Below are 20,859 nucleotides of genomic sequence, written 5' to 3'. Positions count from 1 at the left end.
CCCACTTTGGTTCGCCTACTCAGTACTTGAGCCGGATGGATCGTTTCCAGCATGGACGTTCGGCGCGCACTGTAGGGCGTGAGAAAGGTGGAATCAACCCGCGATCCGCGCCTGTTCGTCACCGTTCGACGCGCAACCGGTGGAATTAACGACCCTTGTGGCCGGTTGATGTTCCCGTGGACGATCCAGGCGTAAAAAATTGTGGAATGGAGTGGGTCGGCACCTTTGCAGGTGATGCCCTGCTTACAGGCATGGAGGGGTTGGACAGGGCACTCGGTCCGCTGACAGGCGGGTCCGAGTGTTCATATTTATGGCCACCCGGAACAGGTACGGCCGTACCCGTCCGGGACAATAAATTTTTTGTTACCGAGATGAAAATCGACTGGGCCGCCGCTCAGGAGGCGGCAACCTCGGCCGGTGAGACGATGCTGGTCTTGGCACCGCGTGAGCGACCCGAGCTCAGGTAGGCCGCGATCGACTCCTGGGTGACCTCGCCAAGGAACACCTGCTCGGCATCGAGCACCGGCAGCCAGGCGCGGTTGAACTCGTACATGCGCGACAGCAGGATGCGCAGGTGCTCGTCATGGGCGGCGGTGGCGTTGAACTCACGCAGGAAGTCGGCGCACGTGCCCTGCTGGCGGTGCATGTCGCGGCGGCGCACGTAGCCCAGGGCCTTGTTCGTCGCGTCGGTCACCACCACATAGCGGCGGTCGTGCTCGTCGAGCAACTCCAGCGCTTCGGCCACCGGCGTCTCGGGGCTGACCGACGGTGCGTTGTCCGCGGCATCCTCGGCGCGCACCAGCAACAGGCGCTTGAGTGTGCTGTCCTGGCCGACGAAGCTGCTGACGAAGTCGTCCACCGGATGCGCCAGCAGGGTGTCCGGATGGTCCAGTTGCAGCAGCTTGCCGGCGCGGAAGATGGCGATCTTGTCGGCCAGCTTGATGGCTTCGTCGATGTCGTGGCTGACCATGATCACGGTCTTGTTCAGCGCCCGCTGCATCTCGAAGAATTCGTTCTGGATCATCTCGCGGTTGATCGGGTCGACCGCACCGAACGGCTCGTCCATCAACAGCACCGGCGCATCGGCCGCCAGGGCGCGGATCACGCCGATCCGCTGCTGCTGCCCGCCGGACAGCTCGCGTGGGTAGCGCTGCAGGTACTGCTTGGGTTCGAGCTTGATCATGCTCATCAGCTCGCGCGCCCGGTCGTGGCAACGTTGCTTGTCCCAGCCGAGCAGACGCGGCACCACGGTGATGTTTTCCTCGATGGTCATGTTGGGGAACAGGCCGATCTGCTGGATCACATAACCGATGTGGCGGCGCAGGGTGACCTCGTCGAGGCCGCTGGTGTCCTCGCCGTTGATGAACACCTGGCCGGAGGTCGGGGTGATCAGGCGATTGATCATTTTCAGCGTGGTGCTCTTGCCGCAGCCCGAGGGACCGAGGAAGACGCAGATCTCGCCTTCGTTGACGGTCAGGCTGACCGAGTCCACGGCTTTGACGTCCTTGCCGTTGACGTCGAAGGTCTTGCTGAGGTTCTTCAATTCGATCATGGGCGCAGTCCTTCTGGAGTCAGGGCACGTTGCAGGGTTTGCAGAAGCAGGTCGGCGACGATCGCCAGCAGGCTGACCAGCACGGCGCCGACCAGCAGCATCGACATGTCGCTGCGGCTGATGGAGGTCAGGATGAGTACGCCCAGGCCCCCTGCACCGATGGTGGCGGCGATGGTCATCACGCCGATGTTCATCACCACGGCGGTACGCACGCCGGCGAGAATCACCGGCACGGCGATGGGCAATTCGACCATGCGCAGGCGCTGGCCGAAGGTCATGCCGATGCCGCGCGCGGCCTCGCGGATGCCGGGTTCCACGTTGGTCAGGGCCAGGTAGGTGTTGCGCAGGATCGGCAGCAGCGAATAGAGGAACACGGCGGTGATCGCCGGCAGCGGCCCCAGGCCCTGGCCGAATGTGGAGTAGAACGGCAGCAGCAGGCCGAACAGGGCGATGGAGGGGATGGTCAGCAGCACCGTGGCGCTGGCTTGCAGCGGCCCGGCCAGGACCGGAAAGCGGGTCATCAGGACGCCCAGCGGCACGCCGATGACGATGGCCAGGCCCACGGCGATGCCCACCAGCATGATGTGCTGCCAGGTCAGTTGCAGGACCAATGCCCAGTCGAGGTGGGCGAAGGTGTCGAGCAGGCTCATGGGGTCACCTCGTGCAGGTCATGATCACGCAGAAAGGTGGCCGCGACCGAGGACGGGCTCTGGTGCTGGACATCGACCTTGGCATTGAGCTGGCGCATGGTTTCGTCGTCCAGGGCATCGGCCAGCGGCGCGAGCAGGTCGGCCAGTTGCGGATGGGCGTCGAGCACGGCCTTGCGGACCACGGGGCCGGCGGTGTAGTCCGGGAAGTAGTGCTTGTCGTCCTCCAGCAGCGTCAGCTCGAAGGCGTTGAGGCGACCGTCGGTGGTGTAGACCAGGCCGGCGAACACCTGGTCGTTGCGCAGAGCGGTGTACACCAGCCCGGCGTCCATCTGGCGGATGTTGGCGCGGCCCAGTTGCATGCCATAGCGCTGCTGGAGGCCGTCCAGGCCATCCGGGCGATTGGCGAACTCGGTGTCGAGGGCGACCAGGTGCTTGCGCGCCTGTTCATCCTGCAGCACCTGATTCAACTGGCTGATGGTGCGCACCTGCGGATAGGCCTTGGCCACCGCGCTGGGCAAGGCCAGGGCATAGGTGTTGCTGAACTTGGACGGTTTGAGCCAGACCAGGCCTTTCTTCGCGTCCAGCTCCTTGACCTTGGCGTAGGTGGCCTCGGCGCTGGGCATGCGTTCCTGAATATGGTTGTAGGAGACCAGCGACACGCCGGTGTATTCCCACATCAGGTCCAGTTGGCCGGTTTCCTGGGCCTGGCGCGCCAGGCTGCTGCCCAGACCGCCAGTGACGCGCACGTCGAAGCCGTTGGCACGCAGGTACTGGGCAGTGATTTCGGCGAGCACGGTCTGCTCGGTGAAGACCCGCGCACCGATGCGGATCAGGGGTTTTTCCGCCGCCTGGGCAACACCTGCCAACAGCAGGCCCGCGCCCAGGAGCAAGGCGATAGCTTTCTTCATGGATTGCCTCTTTTTAATGGGCCAGGCCGCGTTCCAGCCAGCGTTTGCTGGAGGCACTCACCAGCGCGTCGAGCAGCAGTGCCAGCAAGGCCGTGCAGGCCGCGCCGAGCAGTAGCTGTGGCTGATTGTTCAGGGCGATGCCGGGGAAGATCAGGCTGCCCAGGCTGTTGGCGCCGATCAGGAAGGCCAGTGGTGCGGTGCCGACATTGAGCGCCAGGGCCACGCGCACGCCGCCGACGATGATCGGCACGGCGTTGGGCAACTCGACCTGCCACAGTTGCTGGCGTGGAGTCATGCCGATGCCGGTGGCGGCTTCCTTGAGCGAGGCGGGGACGTTCTTGAGGCCTTCGTAGGTGTTGCGCACGATCGGCAGGAGGGAGGCGAGGAACAGGGCGAAGATCGCAGGGCCTGCGCCGATGCCCAGAACGCTGAGGGCGATGGCCAGTACGGCCAGGGGAGGGATGGTGTTGCCAATATTGAAGAACTGCATGAAGCGCTCGGCTTTGTCGACCCGGTGCGGTCGACTCAAGGCAATGCCGGCGGGGATGCCCACGGCCAGTGCCGTCGCCATCGAAGCCAGCACCAACACCAGGTGCGCTTGCAGGTAGAACGTCAGATCGTCGCGATAGCGCGCGATCGTGTCGAGGCCGATCCAGTGGATCAGCAGGGCCAGGATGACGAGCACGGTGGCCCATCCCAACAGCCCTGTTCCGTAGCGTTTCGCCACAGGTGGACTCCTTTTTTGTCGTCGGCGAGCACACTTCTTCTTGGCCGACCCGTGGAGGGGGCGGTGGTGTGTTCGCGAGTAGCAGCGCGGCGCCTGCCAAGCAGGGCGTTCACGCCATGAGTCGAGCCCCGTCAGGCTCGTGGATGCTGGTGTAACCAGCCCTGGAACCGAAGCGGGTTGCAGGGGAGTGGACGTCTCCGGGGGGACAAAGGTTCCCATGGGTAGAGGCGTTTGGCCAGTGTTCATCACTGGTCTAGTCGATTTTTCCTTCAGGAGAACAGTGGATTTTCTGCTGAAAGGCGGTGATTTACCTGCTATCGGCCAACGAGTTGCAGCGGCAGTCTTTCTCACGAGACGGATTGATAATTCTCTTGAGAGAATATTCCCTTGGAGGTATTTTTTGCCGTGTGGTGTGTGGTGATGTGTTCGGAATTCATGGGTGAGTTCGAGCATCTGGGTGGAGAGGTTCAGGATGAGCTTTTGGCGCAGCTCTATCTTCTACAACACTATGGTCCAGCGTTGGGAAGGCCTCGCGTGGACACATTGAAAGGTTCCAGGCATTCGAATATGAAAGAGTTACGCTTCAGCGCTGATGGCGGAGTTTGGCGAGTCGCATTCGCTTTCGACAAAGCACGTCGTGCGCTTCTTTTAGTGGCGGGCGACAAGTCGGGCGTTCAGGAGCGGAGATTTTATCGGAACCTGATTCAGCGCGCCGACGAACGCTTTGATCGGCATTTATCCAGAGGTTGAAAACCATGTCCAAGACACTGGTCGAGCTTATGAACGAGCTGTCCCCCGAGCGCAGAGCGAAGATAGAGACACGCGGTCGTGAGCTCATCCGTGAAGAAGTCACGCTTCAAGCGCTTCGTAAGCAGCTTGAGATTACCCAGGAAGAAATGGCCGCTCGTCTGGAGGTGGGGCAGGGGAACGTTTCCAAGGTGGAGAATCGCAATGACATGCTGATCTCTACCCTGCGCGCCTATCTGGAAGCCATGGGCGGCAGGCTGGAGTTGGTCGCGCATCTGCCGGGGCGCGCGCCAGTTACGATCGACGGGTTGGCGGGCGATTGGGCGTCACGCCTTTGATCTCTTAGCGATACGGGACCATTCCAGCGACCTGCGGCCGAGCGCACTTTGGTCTGGCGTGCGACTTCAGGTATGATATCGCCCCTTTTTCGATCCCCATTCAGGCGATTTCCCATGACCCATCAGGCCGCCGAAGTCGCGAAGCGCCGCACTTTCGCAATCATTTCCCACCCCGACGCCGGTAAGACCACCATCACCGAGAAGCTGTTGCTGATGGGCAAGGCCATTTCCGTCGCCGGTACCGTGAAGTCGCGCAAGTCCGACCGCCACGCCACCTCCGACTGGATGGAAATGGAGAAGCAGCGCGGCATCTCCATCACCACCTCGGTGATGCAGTTCCCGTACCGCGAGCACATGGTCAACCTGCTCGACACCCCCGGCCACGAAGACTTCTCCGAAGACACCTACCGCACCCTGACGGCGGTGGACTCGGCGCTGATGGTGCTCGACGGCGGTAAGGGCGTCGAGCCGCGGACCATCGCCCTGATGGACGTCTGCCGTCTGCGCGACACGCCGATCGTCAGCTTCATCAACAAACTCGACCGCGACATCCGCGATCCGATCGAACTGCTCGACGAGATCGAGGCCGTGCTGAAGATCAAGGCGGCGCCCATCACCTGGCCGATTGGCTGCTACCGCGATTTCAAAGGCGTGTATCACCTGACCGGCGACTACATCGTGGTCTACACCCCTGGGCACGGTCATGAGCGCACCGAGGCCAAGATCATCGAGAAGCTGGACTCGGACGAAGCCCGCGCCCACCTGGGCGATCAGTACGATTCGTTCGTTGAACAACTGGAGCTGGTGCAGGGCGCCTGCCACGAGTTCAACCAGGACGAGTTCATCAACGGCCAACTCACTCCGGTGTTCTTCGGCACCGCGCTGGGCAACTTTGGCGTCGATCACGTGCTCGACGCCGTGGTCGACTGGGCGCCACGGCCACTGGCACGGGTCGCCCACGAGCGCACCGTGGAGCCGGTGGAGGAGAAGTTCACCGGCTTCGTGTTCAAGATCCAGGCGAACATGGACCCCAAGCACCGCGACCGTATCGCGTTCATGCGCATTTGCTCGGGCAAGTACGAGAAGGGCATGAAGATGCGTCATGTGCGCCTGGGCAAGGATTTGCGCATCGGCGATGCGCTGACCTTCTTCTCCTCCGAGCGCGAGCAACTGGAAGAAGCCTACGCCGGCGACATCATCGGCCTGCACAACCACGGCACCATCCAGATCGGCGACACCTTCAGTGAGGGCGAGGTGCTCGGTTTCACCGGCATTCCGCACTTCGCGCCGGAACTGTTCCGTCGTGTGCGCCTGAAAGATCCGCTGAAGTCCAAGCAACTGCGTCAGGGCCTGCAGCAGTTGGCCGAAGAGGGCGCGACCCAGGTGTTCTTCCCTGAGCGCAGCAACGACATCATTCTGGGCGCCGTGGGTGTGCTGCAGTTCGATGTGGTCGCCAGCCGCCTGAAGGAGGAATACAAGGTGGAGTGCGCCTACGAGCCGATCACCGTGTGGTCGGCCCGCTGGATCGCCTGCGACGACAAGAAGAAGCTCGAGGAATTCCAGAACAAGGCCGTGGAAAACCTGGCCATCGACGGTGGCGGCCACCTGACCTACCTGGCGCCCACCCGAGTCAACCTGGCGCTGATGGAAGAGCGCTGGCCAGACATCCAGTTCCGCGCTACGCGTGAGCACCACTGAGTCGCCGGGGCCGTAGGCCCGGCGACTCAGAGCTGCAAGCGGCAAAAAAAAAGCTGCAAGCGGCAAGCTGCAAGCGGCAAGAAAAAAGCAGATCGCGTAGGGCTCTTGCTCTTGCTCTTGCTTGCAGCTTGCAGCTTGCAGCTTGCAGCTTGTAGCTTGCCGCTTGCAACTAGCGGCAAGCCGCTAGTTGCCTGCCTTTACGCTGGTCCAGATACGGGTGCGCAGGCGATCGATCTTGGCTGGCATCGCTTCCAGGGCGAACAGTTTGTTCATCACATCGTCGCTGGGGTAGATCATGGTGTTGTGCTTGAGCGCCGGATCGACCAAGGCGTCGGCCTTGGCATTGCCGTTGGCGTACTGCACGTAGTTACTGATGTTGGCCATCACCTCAGGCTCGAGCAGATAGTTCATGTAGGCGTAGCCGGCCTTCTCGTCCGGGGCGTCGGCGGGCATGGCGACCATGTCGAACCACAGCGGCGCGCCTTCCTTCGGGATCGAATAGCCCACCTTGACCCCATTCTTCGCTTCCTCGGCGCGGTTCTTGGCCTGCAATACATCGCCCGAGAAACCCACCACCACGCACACATCGCCATTGGCCAAGTCGCCGGTGTACTTGGACGAATGGAAGTAACTGATGTACGGACGAGCCTTCATCAGCAGCGCCTTGGCTTTCTCGTAATCCTCGGGTTTCTGGCTGTGGTGCGGCAGGCCCAGGTAGTTCAGGGCGATGGGCAGCAGCTCCGGACCATTGTCCAGCACCGCCACGCCGCAGCTCTTGAGCTTGCTCAGGTACTCGGGCTTGAAGATCAGGTCCCAGGAATCCACAGGCGCGTCGGCGCCCAGCGCGGCCTTGACCTTGTCGATGTTGTAACCGATGCCGGTACTGCCCCACAGGTAGGGGAAACCATACTGGTTACCCGGATCGTTCACCTCGAGCACCTTGAGCAGGCGCGGGTCGAGGTTCTGCCAGTTCGGCAACTGGCTTTTGTCGAGCTTCTTCAGCGCCTTGCCCTGGATCTGCCGCGCCATGAAGTGGTTGGAGGGAAACACCACGTCGTAACCGGAGTTGCCGGTCATCAGCTTGCCATCGAGGGTCTCGTTGCTGTCGTAGACGTCGTAGGTGGGGGCGATGCCGGTGGCCTTCTGGAAATTCTTCAGCGTGTCGGGCGCGACGTAGCTCGACCAGTTGTAGATCTTCACCGAGTCGGCGGCGCTGGCCACGCCGGCCGCCAGTATCAGGGGAGCGATGAGAAGTGTGCGCATGTCCGGTTTACCTTGCTGAGTTTGTTGTTGTCGAGGAGCGGCAGGCGATCAGCGGATCAGAAAATCAACACATAGGTCTTGCGCACGGTTTCCTGGATGTCCCAGGTACCGGTGCTGTTGGCCGGTAGCATCAGGGCGTCTCCGGCTTCGATGAGCAGCGGCTCGCCACCGTCTGGCGTGAAGGTGCAGCGGCCCTTGATGAAGTGGCAGAACTCCTGTTGCACGATCTGCCGGCGCCAGCGGCCTGGGGTGCATTCCCAGATGCCGGTTTCGACGCCGTCGCTGCGCTCGACGCAGGTCACCGAGGTCACGGCAACGGGTTCGCCAAGGGGCACGGCGACCGGGTTGGAAGTCTCCAGGACGGCGCGTTCTGTGTCTTTGAACTGGGTGATGCTCATGACGGCGGATTCTCGTGTGGGAGTGGATGAAACTCAGTGCATGAAACCTTCCATGAAGTCGGCCAGGCCACTGGCCAGGTTACGTCGCCAGGCCGGGCTGGCCGGGTCGGCGAGGACGCGGTCTTCATGAACGAAACTGCGAATGATGGCGTTGTAGCCCAGCCAGCGGCAGGGCTCGGGCGGCCAACTGGCCAGGCTCGACAGCGGCCGGTTGTCGTGCACCCAGGGCTGGGCAGTCAGTACGTTCTGCTGGCCGAGGATCAAGGCCGCCAGCGTGCGTCCGCCGAGGTTGGTGGCGCCGACGCCTTCGCCGCCATAGCCGCCCGATAGCGCCAGGCCGCGTTGACGGTCACACAGCATATGCGGGCGGAAACGCCGCGCCATGCCCAGGTTGCCGCCCCAGGAGTGGGTGATGCGCACGTGCTTCAGGTGCGGGAACAGTTCGCCGAACAGGTAGCGGCGCAGCTCGATTTCGGCGTCGGTGAGATTGAAGTCTTCGCGCAGGCGACCGCCGAAGCGGTAGCCGCCGCGAGCGCCGAATACCAGGCGGTTGTCGAGGGTGCGCTGGCCGTAGGTGACCTGACGGCTGCCTTCGCTGAAGGCCTGGCCCTGGCTGAGGCCGATCTGCTCCCAGGCGGAGTCGGGCAGCGGCTCAGTGGCCACCAGCAGACTCTGCACGGGCAGTTGATGCCGCCCCAGCGGTGGCAAGCTGGCCGCGTAGCCTTCCACCGCAGGCACCACCCACTGGCAGCGCACCTTGGCCTGGGCGCTGCGCACCTCGCCACTCTGCCAATCGAGGGCCGGGGTGTTTTCGTAGATCGCCACGCCCAGGCCCTCCACCACCCGTGCCAGGCCCCGCACCAGCTTGGCCGGCTGAATGGTCGCCACATGCGGGCTGAAGATTGCGCCATAGGCATTGCTGACCCGCAGTTGCCCGGCCAGCGCCTCGGGCGTGAGCCAGCGGTAGTCGTCCTCGTTCATGCCTTGGCGATACAGGTCGTCCAGGTAGGCACGCAGGCTACGCTCCTGCTCCGGGTAACGGGCCGCGCAGTAGATGACCCCACCCTTGCGGTAATCGCAGTCGATGCCTTCGCGCTGCAACACACGCTGCACTTCGTCGGGAATGTCGTGCAGCAGGTCGATGCTGTCGCGGCGTTGTAGCGGCGACAGTGTGGCGAGCAGACGATCTTCACCCAGCAGGTTGCCCATCAGCCAACCGCCGTTACGACCGGATGCACCGAAACCGGCCGTGTTCGCTTCAAGGATGGCGATGCGCAGGTGCGGGGCCTGGCGCTTGAGGTAATAGGCTGTCCACAGCCCGGTGTAGCCGGCGCCGATGATGCACACGTCGACATCGATGTCTTGCGCGAGGGACGGTCGCGCGTCCAGCGGCTCGTCGAGCTGGTCCATCCACAGGCTGATCGTGCGCCAGGCTTGCATCGAGTACGGCTCCCGGAAAAAAGGTTGGGTTGTGCTCGATGCTAGTGGCAGGTCCGCTCCACTGTCTTACGTGCGTGCACGCAGAGAAATCTGCTTCACGTACGCCTTGGGAGACAGGCCGGTCTGTTCGCGAAAGCATTTGTAGAAGGCCGAGAGCGAGTTGAAGCCGGCACTGAACGCCAGTTCGTCGACCGGCGTCTGGATGTCGGTATCGCTGAGCTGAGCCAGCAGGTGCTGGAGCCGCGCCTGATTGACGTAGCGATAGAAGCTCTGTCCCAGCACCTGGTTGAACAGGTAGGAGATCTGGTTGCGGCTGTAGCCACTGTGCTGTGCGACCTGTTGCAGGTTGAGCTGCGGATCCAGATACGGCCGGCGCTGCTGGAAGTAGTGCTCCAGATCCTGCGCCATGGTGCTCAACTGACGCGGCGACAAACCGAGCCGGCTTGTGGCCGGACGCGTCCGCCCACCGTTGCCCACGCGCGCGTCCTGGCGCACCAGCGTGGCATATTCGTTGACCTGCCAGATCAGCCCATCGCGCACGGTGATCGCTTCGCTGGACTGAAAGGCCACCAGCCCCTCACCGCCCTGGACCGTCACCTGGTATTGAATGAACGCCGTGCAGCCATCGACGCGAATGCGGTCGCTGTGAACGATGTCTTCGCCCTGCTGGTGGGGCAGGCAGGCGGCCACGTACTCGCGCAGTTCGTCGTAGCCGAGCACGCGGTTCTGGAAGAAGTCGTGGTAACGCACCTGCGGGTGGTAGAGCGCCATCACTCCATCCAGGTCGCGATGCTTCCAGCACAGGTGGTAGCGCAAGACGATCTGCGCAGTCAGCGGAGTCTGTTCGGGGCCGTCTATCAGCGTGGGCGCGGTCATGGCGCGATAGTGCATCGTCGCAGTTCGACGGGCAAGCCCGGTGGCCGGGCTTGAGCGCATGGCACTGCATAACGCCCACCTGTTTTATCGGACTTCGGGCGTTTCGCACGATCCTAAGATTCGTCGATTCTGCAAGTCGTTGATTTATAGCGAGGTTGTTTTTTGACACATCTGGCACGGGCAGTGCACCGACCCTCGTGCAAACCAACGGAAGTTTTGCTCACCTTCATAAGGCGCCGAATCATGATAACCACTGCCGATCTGCCAACCGCTGTCTCCGAGGCCCCGAATCGCTCGGGCGTTTCCTGGGCCGCCATCTTCGCCGGTGCCGCTGCTGCGGCTGCCTTGTCACTGATCCTCATCATTCTGGGCGCAGGCCTGGGCTTCGCGGCCTCCTCGCCGTGGGCGAACGAGGGGGCCAGCGCCAAGGCATTGGGCATTTCCACCATCGTCTGGCTGCTGATCACGCAGATCCTGGCCTCTGGCCTGGGTGGCTACATGGCCGGTCGTCTACGCGTGAAATGGGCCAACTTGCACGGTGACGAAGTGTATTTCCGCGACACGGCGCATGGGTTCCTGTCCTGGGCTGTAGCGACCCTGGTCACTGCCGTGCTGGTGGTGTCCTCGGCAGGCGGTCTGGCCAGTGCGGGCGCGTCGGCCGGTGCCGCCGCTGCTTCGGGCGCCGTGGCCAGCTTGTCGATGAGCGATGACAAGAGCAAGCCGTCCGGCGCCGCCGACCCGATGGGCTACTACGTCGATCGGTTGTTCCGCAGCGAAGGCCCGGTGGGTGTGAGCGAAGATGCTGCCAACGGCGTCGCCAGCCGCATCCTGTTGCGTGGCCTGGCTGCCGACAATGGCATGTCCGCCGAAGATCGGACCTACTTGGCGCAGATGGTTGCCCAGCGCACTCGTCTGACCCAGGCTGAAGCGCAATCGCGCGTCGAGCAGGTTTATGAGGAAGCACGTCAGGATGCCGCCCAGGCCAAGCAGGCCGCTCAGCAAGCCGCTGACACTGCAGCCAAAGTAGCCGCCTGGACCGCCATCTGGACCTTCATCTCCCTGCTGTGTGGCGCCTTCTTCGCCAGCTTCGCCGCGTTGTTCGGCGGTCGTCTGCGTGACCGCGCACGCTGGATCGAAGAAGACCGCCACGTTCACGCCTCGACCACCGTCGTGCGCTAATCCGCATTCACTACTGGAGAACTCATCATGCGCTCGATTCTGCTCTGGATGCTCGGCGTCCCAATTCCAGTGATCATCCTGATCGCGATCTTCATGCACTGATCCCACTTCTGGGGCTGCTGCCCAGCCCCATGACGACACAAGGCCGCCCTCACCAGTTTGCGCACAGTTGAAGCAGTGCGCATGACCGATGAGGGCGGCCTTGTATCGCGCTAGGGGCGCTGACGCCCCCAGCGATAGCCTTCCTTACAAGAACTGCTCCGCGTAATGACATGCCACTTGCCGACTTCCCACCTGCCGGAACGCCGGTATCTCCTTGGCACACCGCTCCGTCGCATACGGACAGCGTTTGTGAAACGCGCAGCCATCCGGCGGATTCAGCGGATTGGGCAGCTCGCCTGCGATGCGAATCTTCGGTTTGAGCGGGTCGGGATGAATCGCCGGCGTCGCCGACAGCAGTGCCTGGGTATAGGGGTGCAGGGGTTTGTCGTAGATATCGGCCTTCGGCCCCATCTCCGCCGGTCGCCCCAGGTACATCACCAGCACCTGATCGGCCACGTGCCGCACCACCGCCAGGTTGTGCGAAATGAACACATAGGCGGTGTTGAACTCCTGCTGCAGGTCCATGAACAGGTTCAGCACCTGCGCCTGGATCGACACGTCCAGCGCCGACGTGGGCTCGTCCGCCACCAGCACCTTGGGTTGCAGCATCATCGCCCGGGCCAGGGCGATGCGCTGGCGCTGGCCGCCAGAGAACATGTGCGGGTAGCGTTGATAATGCTCGGGGCGCAGCCCCACCTGCTGCATCATCTGCTGCACCCGCTCGCGGCGCTCGGCGCGGCTGAGGGAGGTGTTGATCAACAGCGGCTCGGCCAACTGGTCGCCGATCTTCTGCCGAGGGTTGAGCGAGGCATAGGGGCTCTGGAAGACCATTTGCACGTCCCGGCGCAATTGCCGGCGCTGGGCCTTGTTGGCGCCGGCGACTTCGGTGCCGGCGATCTGCAGCGAGCCGGAGGACGGCTCTTCGATCAGGGTCAGGGCGCGCGCCAGGGTGGACTTGCCGCACCCGGACTCGCCGACCACGGCCAGCGTCTTGCCAGCCTCCAGTTCGAACGATACGCCATTGAGTGCACGCACCAGGGCATGGCCTTTGAACAGGCCACGGGACACTTCGTAATGACGGGTCAGTTCACGGGCAGACAGCACGACGCTCATCACGCCACCTCCTGGTTCAGCGGATAGAAGCAACGTGCCAGGCTGTGGGCCTGGGGATCGAGGGCCGGACGCTGGGCCCGGCAATTGTCACGCACGTAAGGGCAGCGCGGCGACAGCAGGCAGCCCTGCGGCCGGTCGTAGCGACCGGGCACGATGCCCGGCAGCGTCGCCAGGCGCTCGGCGCCCAGACTGTGCTCGGGAATCGCCGCCAGCAGCGCTTCGCTGTAGGGGTGGGCGGGCAGGTCGAACAGTTCCGGCACCTGACCCACCTCCACCGCTTGGCCGGCGTACATCACGCAGACGCGCTTGGCGGTCTCGGCGACCACCGCCAGGTCGTGGGTGATCAGGATCAGCGCCATGTTGCGCTCGCGCTGCAGGTTGACCAGCAGTTCCATGATCTGCGCCTGGATGGTCACATCCAGCGCGGTGGTCGGTTCGTCGGCGATCAGCAGCTTGGGCTCGCCGGCAATCGCCATGGCGATTGCCACGCGCTGGCTCATGCCGCCGGAGAGTTGGTGCGGGTAAGCGTCCAGGCGGCTTTCGGGCGCCGGAATCTCGACCTTCTGCAACAGCTCCAGGGCGCGCTGGCGGGCCGCTTTGCCTTTCAGGCCCAGGTGCTGGCGCAGCACTTCTTCGATCTGGTAGCCCACGGTGTAGCTGGGGTTCAGTGCGGTCATCGGGTCCTGGAAGACCATGGCGATGTCCTTGCCCACCACCTTGCGCCGCTGCCGGGCGCTGAGCCTGAGCATGTCGGTGCCGTCGAAGGTGAGCGAGTCGGCGGTGATGCGGCCGGGCGCTTCGATCAGCCCCATCAGGGCCATCATGGTCACCGACTTGCCCGAGCCGGACTCGCCGACGATGGCGAGAATCTCGCCGGCATCCACCACCAGGTCCAGGCCGTCGACCACGGGGACGGCATCGGCGTCGCCGAAGCGCACGTTGAGGTTGTTGATCTGCAACAGTGACATGGCGTTCTCCTCAGGCGGCGTTCTTGAGTTTCGGGTCCAGCGCATCGCGCAGGCCGTCGCCCATCAGGTTGATTGCCAAGACGCTGAGCAGGATCGTCAGGCCGGGCAGGCTCACCACCCACCAGGCGCGCTCGATGTAGTCGCGCGCCGACGCCAGCATGGTCCCCCATTCCGGCGTTGGCGGTTGTACGCCCAGGCCGAGGAAGCCCAGGGCCGCCGCGTCGAGGATCGCCGAGGAGAAGCTCAGGGTCGCCTGCACGATCAGCGGCGCCATGCAGTTGGGCAGCACGGTGACGAACATCAGGCGCGGCAGGCTGGCGCCGGCCAGGCGCGCGGCGGTGACGTAGTCGCGGTTCAGCTCACCCATCACGGCGGCGCGGGTCAGGCGCACGTAGGACGGCAGCGAGACCACGGCGATGGCGATCACGGTGTTGATCAGGCCAGGGCCGAGGATGGCGACGATCGCCACGGCCAGCAGCAGCGATGGCAGCGCCAGCATCACGTCCATCAGGCGCATGATCGAAGGGCCAAGAAGACGCGGGAAGAAGCCGGCGAACAGGCCCAGCAGGATGCCTGGAATCAGCGACATCACCACCGACGACAGGCCGATCAGCAGCGACAGCCTGGCGCCCTGGATCAGCCGCGAGAGGAGGTCGCGTCCCAGCTCGTCGGTGCCCAGCACGAACTGCCAGGTGCCGCCTTCGAGCCACACCGGCGGCGTCAGCAGGAAGTCGCGGTACTGCTCGCTAGGGTTATGCGGCGCGACCCAGGGGGCGAACAGCGCGCAGAACACGATCAGGCACATGAAGGCCAGGCCTGCCACTGCGCCTTTGTTGCGCGAGAAGGCTTGCCAGAACTCCTTGTAGGGGGAGGGGTAGAGTGCGCTGTGGTCGGCGGCGGTAGCCGGCGTCGCAGCGTCGGAAATCGGATGAGACATGACGAGGTCCTCAGCGCTGATGACGGATACGGGGGTTGGCCAGGCCGTAGAGGATGTCCACCACGAAGTTGACCAGGATCACCAGGCAGGCGATGAGCAGGATACCGTTCTGCACCACGGGGTAGTCGCGGGCGCCGATGGCTTCGATCAGCCATTTGCCGATGCCCGGCCAGGAGAAGATGGTCTCGGTGAGCACCGCTCCAGCCAGCAAGGTGCCGACCTGCAGGCCGAACACGGTCAGCACCGGGATCAGCGCGTTGCGCAGGCCGTGGATGAACACCACGCGGGCCGGCGACAGGCCCTTGGCGCGGGCGGTGCGGATGTAGTCCTCGCGCAGCACTTCGAGCATCGAAGAGCGGGTCATGCGCGCGATCACCGCCAGCGGGATGGTGCCGAGCACGATGGACGGCAGGATCAGGTGCATCAGCGCGTCCTTGAACGCACCTTCTTCGTCGCTGAGCAGGGTGTCGATGAGCATGAAGCCGGTCTTCGGCTCGATGTCGTAGAGCAGGTCGATGCGGCCGGATACCGGGGTCCAGCCCAGGCTCACGGAGAAGAACATGATCAGGATCAGGCCCCACCAGAAGATCGGCATGGAGTAGCCGGCCAGGGAAATGCCCATCACCCCATGGTCGAACAGCGAGCCGCGCTTGAGCGCAGCGATCACCCCGGCGAGCAGGCCGAACACGCCGGCGAACAGCAGGGCGCACAAGGCCAGTTCGAGCGTGGCGGGGAACAGCGTGGTGAACTCGTTCCACACGCTCTCGCGGGTGCGCAGCGATTCGCCCAGGTCTCCCTGGGCGAGCTTGCCGATGTAGTCCAGGTACTGGGCAGGCAGCGGCTTGTTCAGGCCCAGGCGCTCCATGGCCTGGGCGTGCATCTCGGGGTCGACCCTGCGCTCGCCCATCATCACTTCCACCGGGTCGCCGGGGATCAGGCGTATGAGCGCGAAGGTCAGCAAGGTGATACCGAAAAAGGTCGGAATCAGCAGACCCAGGCGCCGGGCAATAAAACTCAACATCGTCGGAGGTACCTCATCGGGCCGGTCAAGGCGGCCGCCGGCTGCGCGAGCAGGTCGGCGGCGGTCGTTTCTTCTACTTCACCTGGGTGGTGGCGAAGTTGTTATTGGTCAGGGGACTGATGACATAGCCCTCCACGTTCTGGCGCAGGGCCGTGAACATCTTCGGGTGGGCCATGGCGATCCACGGCAGGTCGGCATCGTACACCGCCAGGGCCTGGCGATAGAGCGCTGCACGCTGCTCATTGTCGATGATCAGACGGGCTTGGGTGATCAGTTCCTGGAACTTAGGGTTGCACCAGCGCGCATAGTTCTCTCCGCTCTTGGCCGCCTCGCAACTGAGCATGGGGCCGAGGAAGTTGTCCGGGTCGCCGTTGTCGCCGGCCCAGCCGGCGGACACCAGGTCCGCTTCGCCTTTTTTCGCGCGGCGCAACATCTCGGCCCACTCCATCACGCGGATGTCGAGCTTCAGGCCGATGTTGGCCAGGTCCGCCTGGAGCATTTCCGCCGACAGGCGCGGATTGGGGTTGGTCGGCCCGCCGCCGTTGCGGGTGAACAGGGTGAAGGTGGTGCCTTCGGGCACGCCGGCCTCCTTGAGCAAGGCGCGGGCCTTGTCCAGGTCGCGGGGCGGATTGCGGTTGTCGGTGTTGTAGCCGATCAGGGTCGGCGGGTAAGGATTGACCGCCACCAGCGCATTGCCCTTGCCGAACAGTTGATCGACATGGGTCTGGCGGTCGAAGGCGATGTTGATCGCCTGGCGCACGCGTACGTCGCTCAGGTACTTGTGCTCGGTATTGAGGGCGATGTAGCCGGTCACCAGGGCTTCGATCTCGGCCACTTTCAGCCTGGCATCGGTCTTGATGCCGGGTACGTCGTCAGGTTTGGGGTACAGGGCGATCTGACACTCGTTGGCGCGCAGTTTTTGCAGGCGCACGTTGTTGTCGGTGGCGATGGCGAACACCAGGGTTTCGCTCGGCGGTTTGCCGCGGAAGTAGTCCGGGTTGGCCTTGTAGCGGACCTGGGCGTCCTTGTTGTAGCGCTGGAAGACGAATGGGCCGGTGCCGATCGGCTTGCTGTTGAGCTCGCCGGTCTTGCCGGCCTTGAGCAATTGGTCGCCGTACTCGGCCGAGTAGATCGAGGTGAAGGCCATGGCCATGTCGCGCAGGAATGGCGCTTCGGGACGGGTGAGGGTGATGACCACGGTGTGGTCGTCGGTCTTGGTCACCGACTTGAGCAGGTCCTTGAAGGCCATGCTCTCGAAATAGGGGTAGCCGACGCTGGTCTTGTCGTGCCACGGGTGCGCGGGATCGAGCTGGCGGTTCAGGCTCCAGAGCACGTCGTCGGCGTTGAATGCGCGGGTAGGGGTGAAGTAGTCGGTGCTGTGGAACTTCACGCCCTGGCGCAGGTGGAAGGTGTAGGTCAGGCCGTCGTCGCTGATCTCCCAGCGTTCGGCCAGGGCCGGTTCGATGTCGGTGGTGCCGGGCTTGAAATCGACCAGGCGATTGAACACCGTCTCGGCCGAGGCGTCGGCGGTGACCGCCGTGGTGTACTGGACGATGTCGAACCCTTCCGGGCTCGCCTCGGTGCACACCACCAGCGGCTTGGCCGCGAGCTGACCGGCGGCGCCGAGAATGATCGCTGCCAGGGCAGCGCGTAGCGGTAGCGAATGCATGGAACCTCCCTGCGTATGTCTTCAGCGTAGACCCCATGGCCCCGCGGGTCCGGGGCATGGGGTGCGGGTCAGAGAATGTTGAACGGAATGGTGGTCACCACGCGGAACTCGTCCAGGCTGCCGTCGGCCTGGGCTCGGCTCGCCCGGTGCGCGGTGTAGGTGGCGCGGATACTGGTGTCCTTCAGCGGGCCGCTCTGCACCGCGTAGCTGGTACCGAAGCCCCACTCGTAGTGGGTTTCGCCGTCCATGCCGCGCACGTCATAGGCGGTGCCACGGTAGTGGGTGCCGTCGATGCCCCAGCCGCGCGCGTTGTACAGGTTGAATTTCAAGCCCGGCACGCCGTATTGCGCCATGTTCAGCACATAGGCGATCTGCAGCGATTTCTCGTTCGGGCCGTTGAAGTCCGACAGCAGCGAGTTGGCCAGGTAGATGCCGTTGGTTTCGTGCAGGTAGTCGAAGTACTCGTTGCCGTTGACCTGCTGCCAGGACGCGGTGAGGGTATGGGCCTGGTGGGTGAGGCCGAGCGACAGGCTGTAGGTGTCGTTGTCGATCTCGCCCATTTTCTTGCTGCCGGTGTCCACCGTCTTGTAGTAGTTCAGGCCGGTGTTCAGGCTCAGCACCGAACTGTCGCCCAGCACGTGGCTGGCGCCGAAGTAGTACTGGTTCCAGAAGTCGTCCACGCGCGTGGCGTACAGGCTGGTGGTCAGGCTCTTGAACGGCTGGTAGCTCAGGCCCGCGGTGCTGGCGCGGTCGGTTTCCACGCCCAGGGCGCCGTATTCGCTGCGGAACTTGCTCAGGCTCTGTTCGGTACGCGGCGAGACGCGGTCGAAGGTGCCCAGGTCGAAGGTCAGGTTGTCGAACTCGGCGCTGTGCAGGGCCACGCCCTGGAAGCTGGAGGGCAGGGCGCGGTTGCCGATGTAGGCGATCATCGGCGTGTCCAGCGACTGGCGGCCGACGGTCAGGGTGGTGTTGGAGATGCGCGCCTTGACGTTGGCCAGGCCCGCCTTGCTCCACTGGTCGACCGGATCGCCGTCGCTGTGGGTCAGGGTGCGGTTGTTCGGCCCGGCGATGGATTCGCGGTCGCGCAGCAGGGCGACGGCGTTGTAGGCCGCCACTTCGGTGGCGAAGCCGATGGTGCCCTGGGTGAAGCCGGAGCTGTAGTTGAGGATGGTGCCCTGCACCCAGTTCTCGCGGCTGTGGGTGTCGTGGCGGGTGCCGTCGCTCTTGTAGTAGCGCCACAGCGGGCCGCGCGCGGCGTGTTCGCGTGCGTACCAGTTGCGCGTGCTGCCGCTCAGGCTCTGGCCTTCGAAGAAGCCGGTGGCCTGCGCCTGGTCGCTGGCGGACTTCAGCGTGATGGGCATGTAGTCCTGGCTGGCGGGTTCGGCCTGGGCGAAGGCGCAGAAGGCGCCGACGGACAAGGCCAGTGCAGTGGTTCTGGTGCGTATCGACATGAAAGCTCCCTTTCTCTTTTCTAGTTATCAGCCGGCCTCAGGGGCCAGTGTTGTCACGGTGTTGCGGGTATCTGCCTGGGGTCGCCGGGCAAATTCGGGCTGCACGGGTTCGCGGACGTGCGTGGCACGCCCGGATCCGTGATGGCGTCAATCGATGCCGACGTCGGAAAAAACGTTGCGGCCGAAGGGGCTGACCTTGAAGTCCTTGACGCGCAGGCTCAGCGGCTGGTTGACCGTGGAGTGCGCCACGGGCGTGATTGGCACCTGGGCCTTGAGGCGGCGCTGGGCCTGCTGGTACAGCTCGGTGCGCTGGGCGCGGTCGGTGACCTGCTTGGCTTTCTTGACCAGCGCGTCGTAGGGCTGGTCGCACCACTGCGAGTAGTTGTTGCTGCCGATGGCGTCGCAACTGAACAGGGTGCCGAGCCAGTTGTCCGGATCGCCGTTGTCGCCGGTCCAGCCGATCAGGGCGATGTCGTGCTCGCCATTCTTCATGCGCTTGAGGTACTCGCCCCATTCGTAGCTGACGATGCGGACCTTGAAACCGAGCGCGCCCCAGTCGGCCTGGAGCATCTGCGCCATGAGCTTGGCGTTGGGGTTGTAGGGACGTTGTACCGGCATGGCCCACAGGGTGATTTCGGTCCCCGGCTTGACCCCGGCCTGCTCCAGCAGTTGCTTGGCCTTGGCCGGATCGAAGGGGGCGTCCTTGATGCTGCTGTCGTAGGACCACTGGGTGGGCGGCATGGCGTTGACGGCCGCTTGGCCAGCGTCCTGGTACACCGCATCGATGATCGCCGCCTTGTTCACCGCCATGTCCAGTGCCTGGCGGACTTCCAGTCGGTCGAAGGGCGGGTGCTTGATGTTGTAGGCGATGTAGCCGAGGTTGAAGCCCGGTTGCGAGAGCACTTGCAGCTTGGCGTCCTGCTTGAGCGCCGGCAGGTCGGCCGGGCGGGGGTGCAGGGTGATCTGGCATTCGCCGCGGCGCAGTTTCTGGATGCGCACGGACGGGTCGATGTTGATCGAGAACACCAGGTTGTCCAGCTTGACCCGGTCCGGCGCCCAGTAGTCCTTGTTGCCCTTGTAGCGAATCTGCGCATCCTTCTGGTAGCGCTGGAACACGAACGGGCCGGTGCCGATGGGTTGCTGGTTGATGTCGCTGGCTCTGCCGCTGGCCAGCAGGCGGTCGGCGTACTCGGCGGACAGGATCGAGGCGAAGGCCATGGCGATGTTCTGGATGAACGCAGCATCGACCGTGTTCAGGGTGAACACCACGGTCATCGGGTCGCGCTTCTCGACCTTGGCGATGTTCTTGTCCAGGCCCATGCTGACGAAGTAGGGGAACTCGGTGGGGTAGGCCTTACGGAACGGATGATCGCGGTCGAGCATGCGCTGGAAGGTGAACAGCACGTCATCGGCGTTGAAGTCGCGGGTCGGTGTGAACGCCTTGTTGCTGTGGAACTTGACCCCGGGGCGCAGGTGGAAGGTGTAGGTCAGGCCATCGTCGGATACCTGCCAGTCAGTGGCCAGGCCCGGCTGCACGGCGGTGCCTCCGCGCTCGAACTCTACCAGGCGGTTGTAGATCGGCTCGGCGGCATCGTTGTCGGTGGCCGAGGTGAACTGCGCGGTGTCGAAGCCCGCCGGACTGCCTTCGGAGCAGAACACCAGGTTGCTGGCAGCGGCGCTGACCTGGCTCATCAGGCCCAGGCCCAGTGCGGCGCCCAGCAGTGTGGTACGGCGTAGGGCAATCCTTTTGCTCATCGGTACATCCTCATCAGTGCGTTGCCGTGCGCCGGACGTGCGGCAACAGAATTCCGTTCCTGGCCGT

The 20,859-nt window shown here is 63.9% G+C and carries 19 protein-coding genes; 4 read left to right on the top strand and 15 right to left on the bottom strand.

What is annotated here, in order from left to right; genetic code table 11:
- Positions 1-394: 394 nt before the first annotated feature.
- Genes Q7C30_RS03070 through Q7C30_RS03055 form a run of 4 tightly spaced genes read right to left on the bottom strand, consistent with a single transcriptional unit; the run spans position 395 to position 3,837 of the window.
- Positions 395-1,552 (bottom strand): ABC transporter ATP-binding protein, encoded by a 1,158-nt coding sequence (locus tag Q7C30_RS03070; protein ID WP_317870635.1) that lies wholly within the window; start codon positions 1,550-1,552, stop codon positions 395-397.
- Positions 1,549-2,202, bottom strand: coding sequence for an ABC transporter permease (locus Q7C30_RS03065; RefSeq protein WP_116887612.1), 654 nt, complete (start codon positions 2,200-2,202; stop codon positions 1,549-1,551). The genes Q7C30_RS03070 and Q7C30_RS03065 overlap by 4 nt, the downstream gene beginning before the upstream one ends.
- Positions 2,199-3,110: a glycine betaine ABC transporter substrate-binding protein gene (locus tag Q7C30_RS03060; RefSeq protein ID WP_317870633.1), complete on the bottom strand. Its 912-nt coding sequence runs from the start codon at positions 3,108-3,110 to the stop codon at positions 2,199-2,201. The genes Q7C30_RS03065 and Q7C30_RS03060 overlap by 4 nt, the downstream gene beginning before the upstream one ends.
- Before the next feature lie 13 nt (positions 3,111-3,123).
- A complete protein-coding gene (locus Q7C30_RS03055) occupies positions 3,124-3,837 on the bottom strand; it encodes an ABC transporter permease (protein WP_317870631.1) in 714 nt (237 codons plus the stop codon).
- 435 nt (positions 3,838-4,272) lie between these two features.
- Between Q7C30_RS03055 and Q7C30_RS03050 the strand changes: the two genes are divergently transcribed.
- The 3 genes from Q7C30_RS03050 to Q7C30_RS03040 all read left to right on the top strand — a co-directional run bounded on the left by Q7C30_RS03050 (position 4,273) and on the right by Q7C30_RS03040 (position 6,620).
- The gene (locus Q7C30_RS03050) at positions 4,273-4,587 is read left to right on the top strand and encodes a type II toxin-antitoxin system RelE/ParE family toxin (RefSeq protein ID WP_295484430.1); all 315 of its coding nucleotides are present in this window, start codon (positions 4,273-4,275) and stop codon (positions 4,585-4,587) included.
- A 5-nt stretch (positions 4,588-4,592) separates the two neighbouring features.
- Positions 4,593-4,922 carry an XRE family transcriptional regulator gene (locus Q7C30_RS03045; RefSeq protein ID WP_029613629.1) on the top strand — a complete coding sequence of 110 codons (330 nt, stop codon included), beginning with the start codon at positions 4,593-4,595 and terminating at the stop codon, positions 4,920-4,922.
- 114 nt (positions 4,923-5,036) lie between these two features.
- Entirely contained in the window at positions 5,037-6,620 is a 1,584-nt protein-coding gene (locus Q7C30_RS03040; RefSeq protein ID WP_039575533.1) for a peptide chain release factor 3, read from the top strand.
- Between the two features lie 183 nt (positions 6,621-6,803).
- Here the strand turns inward: Q7C30_RS03040 and Q7C30_RS03035 are convergent, their stop codons facing one another.
- The 4 genes from Q7C30_RS03035 to Q7C30_RS03020 all read right to left on the bottom strand — a co-directional run bounded on the left by Q7C30_RS03035 (position 6,804) and on the right by Q7C30_RS03020 (position 10,612).
- Positions 6,804-7,883, bottom strand: a complete 1,080-nt coding sequence (locus tag Q7C30_RS03035; RefSeq protein WP_304483790.1) for a polyamine ABC transporter substrate-binding protein — start codon at positions 7,881-7,883, stop codon at positions 6,804-6,806.
- Between the two features lie 56 nt (positions 7,884-7,939).
- Positions 7,940-8,281, bottom strand: a complete 342-nt coding sequence (locus Q7C30_RS03030; RefSeq protein ID WP_029613627.1) for a cupin domain-containing protein — start codon at positions 8,279-8,281, stop codon at positions 7,940-7,942.
- 33 nt (positions 8,282-8,314) lie between these two features.
- Positions 8,315-9,721 (bottom strand): FAD-dependent oxidoreductase, encoded by a 1,407-nt coding sequence (locus Q7C30_RS03025; protein ID WP_039575540.1) that lies wholly within the window; start codon positions 9,719-9,721, stop codon positions 8,315-8,317.
- Positions 9,722-9,787: 66 nt separating this feature from the next.
- Positions 9,788-10,612, bottom strand: a complete 825-nt coding sequence (locus Q7C30_RS03020) for a helix-turn-helix domain-containing protein (RefSeq protein ID WP_317870630.1) — start codon at positions 10,610-10,612, stop codon at positions 9,788-9,790.
- Between the two features lie 228 nt (positions 10,613-10,840).
- On the opposite strand from Q7C30_RS03020, the gene Q7C30_RS03015 reads away from it, so the two are divergent.
- Positions 10,841-11,776, top strand: coding sequence for a hypothetical protein (locus Q7C30_RS03015; RefSeq protein WP_317870628.1), 936 nt, complete (start codon positions 10,841-10,843; stop codon positions 11,774-11,776).
- 246 nt (positions 11,777-12,022) lie between these two features.
- Here Q7C30_RS03015 and Q7C30_RS03010 read toward each other — a convergent pair whose 3' ends face one another.
- The 7 genes from Q7C30_RS03010 to Q7C30_RS02980 all read right to left on the bottom strand — a co-directional run bounded on the left by Q7C30_RS03010 (position 12,023) and on the right by Q7C30_RS02980 (position 20,729).
- The gene (locus Q7C30_RS03010) at positions 12,023-12,991 is read right to left on the bottom strand and encodes a peptide ABC transporter ATP-binding protein (protein WP_029613625.1); all 969 of its coding nucleotides are present in this window, start codon (positions 12,989-12,991) and stop codon (positions 12,023-12,025) included.
- Positions 12,991-13,959: an ABC transporter ATP-binding protein gene (locus tag Q7C30_RS03005; RefSeq protein WP_116887616.1), complete on the bottom strand. Its 969-nt coding sequence runs from the start codon at positions 13,957-13,959 to the stop codon at positions 12,991-12,993. The genes Q7C30_RS03010 and Q7C30_RS03005 overlap by 1 nt, the downstream gene beginning before the upstream one ends.
- A gap of 10 nt (positions 13,960-13,969) precedes the next feature.
- The gene (locus Q7C30_RS03000) at positions 13,970-14,896 is read right to left on the bottom strand and encodes an ABC transporter permease subunit (protein ID WP_029613623.1); all 927 of its coding nucleotides are present in this window, start codon (positions 14,894-14,896) and stop codon (positions 13,970-13,972) included.
- 10 nt (positions 14,897-14,906) lie between these two features.
- A complete protein-coding gene (locus tag Q7C30_RS02995) occupies positions 14,907-15,917 on the bottom strand; it encodes an ABC transporter permease subunit (protein ID WP_317870626.1) in 1,011 nt (336 codons plus the stop codon).
- A 73-nt stretch (positions 15,918-15,990) separates the two neighbouring features.
- The gene (locus Q7C30_RS02990; RefSeq protein ID WP_029613622.1) at positions 15,991-17,586 is read right to left on the bottom strand and encodes an ABC transporter substrate-binding protein; all 1,596 of its coding nucleotides are present in this window, start codon (positions 17,584-17,586) and stop codon (positions 15,991-15,993) included.
- A gap of 68 nt (positions 17,587-17,654) precedes the next feature.
- Positions 17,655-19,037: an OprD family porin gene (locus Q7C30_RS02985; protein WP_317870625.1), complete on the bottom strand. Its 1,383-nt coding sequence runs from the start codon at positions 19,035-19,037 to the stop codon at positions 17,655-17,657.
- A gap of 147 nt (positions 19,038-19,184) precedes the next feature.
- The gene (locus tag Q7C30_RS02980; protein ID WP_317870647.1) at positions 19,185-20,729 is read right to left on the bottom strand and encodes an ABC transporter substrate-binding protein; all 1,545 of its coding nucleotides are present in this window, start codon (positions 20,727-20,729) and stop codon (positions 19,185-19,187) included.
- Positions 20,730-20,859 lie beyond the last annotated feature (130 nt).

It is taken from the genome of Pseudomonas sp. RAC1 (assembly GCF_030658255.1).
GTDB classification, from domain to species: Bacteria; Pseudomonadota; Gammaproteobacteria; order Pseudomonadales; family Pseudomonadaceae; genus Aquipseudomonas; species Aquipseudomonas boreofloridensis.
This window is presented reverse-complemented; position numbering and strand designations above follow the sequence as displayed.

What these genes read in the sequence shown, in the direction of transcription:
- Q7C30_RS03070 (WP_317870635.1), bottom strand. Translation starts at nt 1,552, where the DNA reads ATGATCGAATTGAAGAACCTCAGCAAGACCTTCGACGTCAACGGCAAG.
- Q7C30_RS03065 (WP_116887612.1), bottom strand. Translation starts at nt 2,202, where the DNA reads ATGAGCCTGCTCGACACCTTCGCCCACCTCGACTGGGCATTGGTCCTG.
- Q7C30_RS03060 (WP_317870633.1), bottom strand. Translation starts at nt 3,110, where the DNA reads ATGAAGAAAGCTATCGCCTTGCTCCTGGGCGCGGGCCTGCTGTTGGCA.
- Q7C30_RS03050 (WP_295484430.1), top strand. Translation starts at nt 4,273, where the DNA reads ATGGGTGAGTTCGAGCATCTGGGTGGAGAGGTTCAGGATGAGCTTTTG.
- Q7C30_RS03045 (WP_029613629.1), top strand. Translation starts at nt 4,593, where the DNA reads ATGTCCAAGACACTGGTCGAGCTTATGAACGAGCTGTCCCCCGAGCGC.
- Q7C30_RS03040 (WP_039575533.1), top strand. Translation starts at nt 5,037, where the DNA reads ATGACCCATCAGGCCGCCGAAGTCGCGAAGCGCCGCACTTTCGCAATC.
- Q7C30_RS03035 (WP_304483790.1), bottom strand. Translation starts at nt 7,883, where the DNA reads ATGCGCACACTTCTCATCGCTCCCCTGATACTGGCGGCCGGCGTGGCC.
- Q7C30_RS03030 (WP_029613627.1), bottom strand. Translation starts at nt 8,281, where the DNA reads ATGAGCATCACCCAGTTCAAAGACACAGAACGCGCCGTCCTGGAGACT.
- Q7C30_RS03025 (WP_039575540.1), bottom strand. Translation starts at nt 9,721, where the DNA reads ATGCAAGCCTGGCGCACGATCAGCCTGTGGATGGACCAGCTCGACGAG.
- Q7C30_RS03020 (WP_317870630.1), bottom strand. Translation starts at nt 10,612, where the DNA reads ATGCACTATCGCGCCATGACCGCGCCCACGCTGATAGACGGCCCCGAA.
- Q7C30_RS03015 (WP_317870628.1), top strand. Translation starts at nt 10,841, where the DNA reads ATGATAACCACTGCCGATCTGCCAACCGCTGTCTCCGAGGCCCCGAAT.
- Q7C30_RS03010 (WP_029613625.1), bottom strand. Translation starts at nt 12,991, where the DNA reads ATGAGCGTCGTGCTGTCTGCCCGTGAACTGACCCGTCATTACGAAGTG.
- Q7C30_RS03005 (WP_116887616.1), bottom strand. Translation starts at nt 13,959, where the DNA reads ATGTCACTGTTGCAGATCAACAACCTCAACGTGCGCTTCGGCGACGCC.
- Q7C30_RS03000 (WP_029613623.1), bottom strand. Translation starts at nt 14,896, where the DNA reads ATGTCTCATCCGATTTCCGACGCTGCGACGCCGGCTACCGCCGCCGAC.
- Q7C30_RS02995 (WP_317870626.1), bottom strand. Translation starts at nt 15,917, where the DNA reads ATGTTGAGTTTTATTGCCCGGCGCCTGGGTCTGCTGATTCCGACCTTT.
- Q7C30_RS02990 (WP_029613622.1), bottom strand. Translation starts at nt 17,586, where the DNA reads ATGCATTCGCTACCGCTACGCGCTGCCCTGGCAGCGATCATTCTCGGC.
- Q7C30_RS02985 (WP_317870625.1), bottom strand. Translation starts at nt 19,037, where the DNA reads ATGTCGATACGCACCAGAACCACTGCACTGGCCTTGTCCGTCGGCGCC.
- Q7C30_RS02980 (WP_317870647.1), bottom strand. Translation starts at nt 20,729, where the DNA reads ATGAGCCAGGTCAGCGCCGCTGCCAGCAACCTGGTGTTCTGCTCCGAA.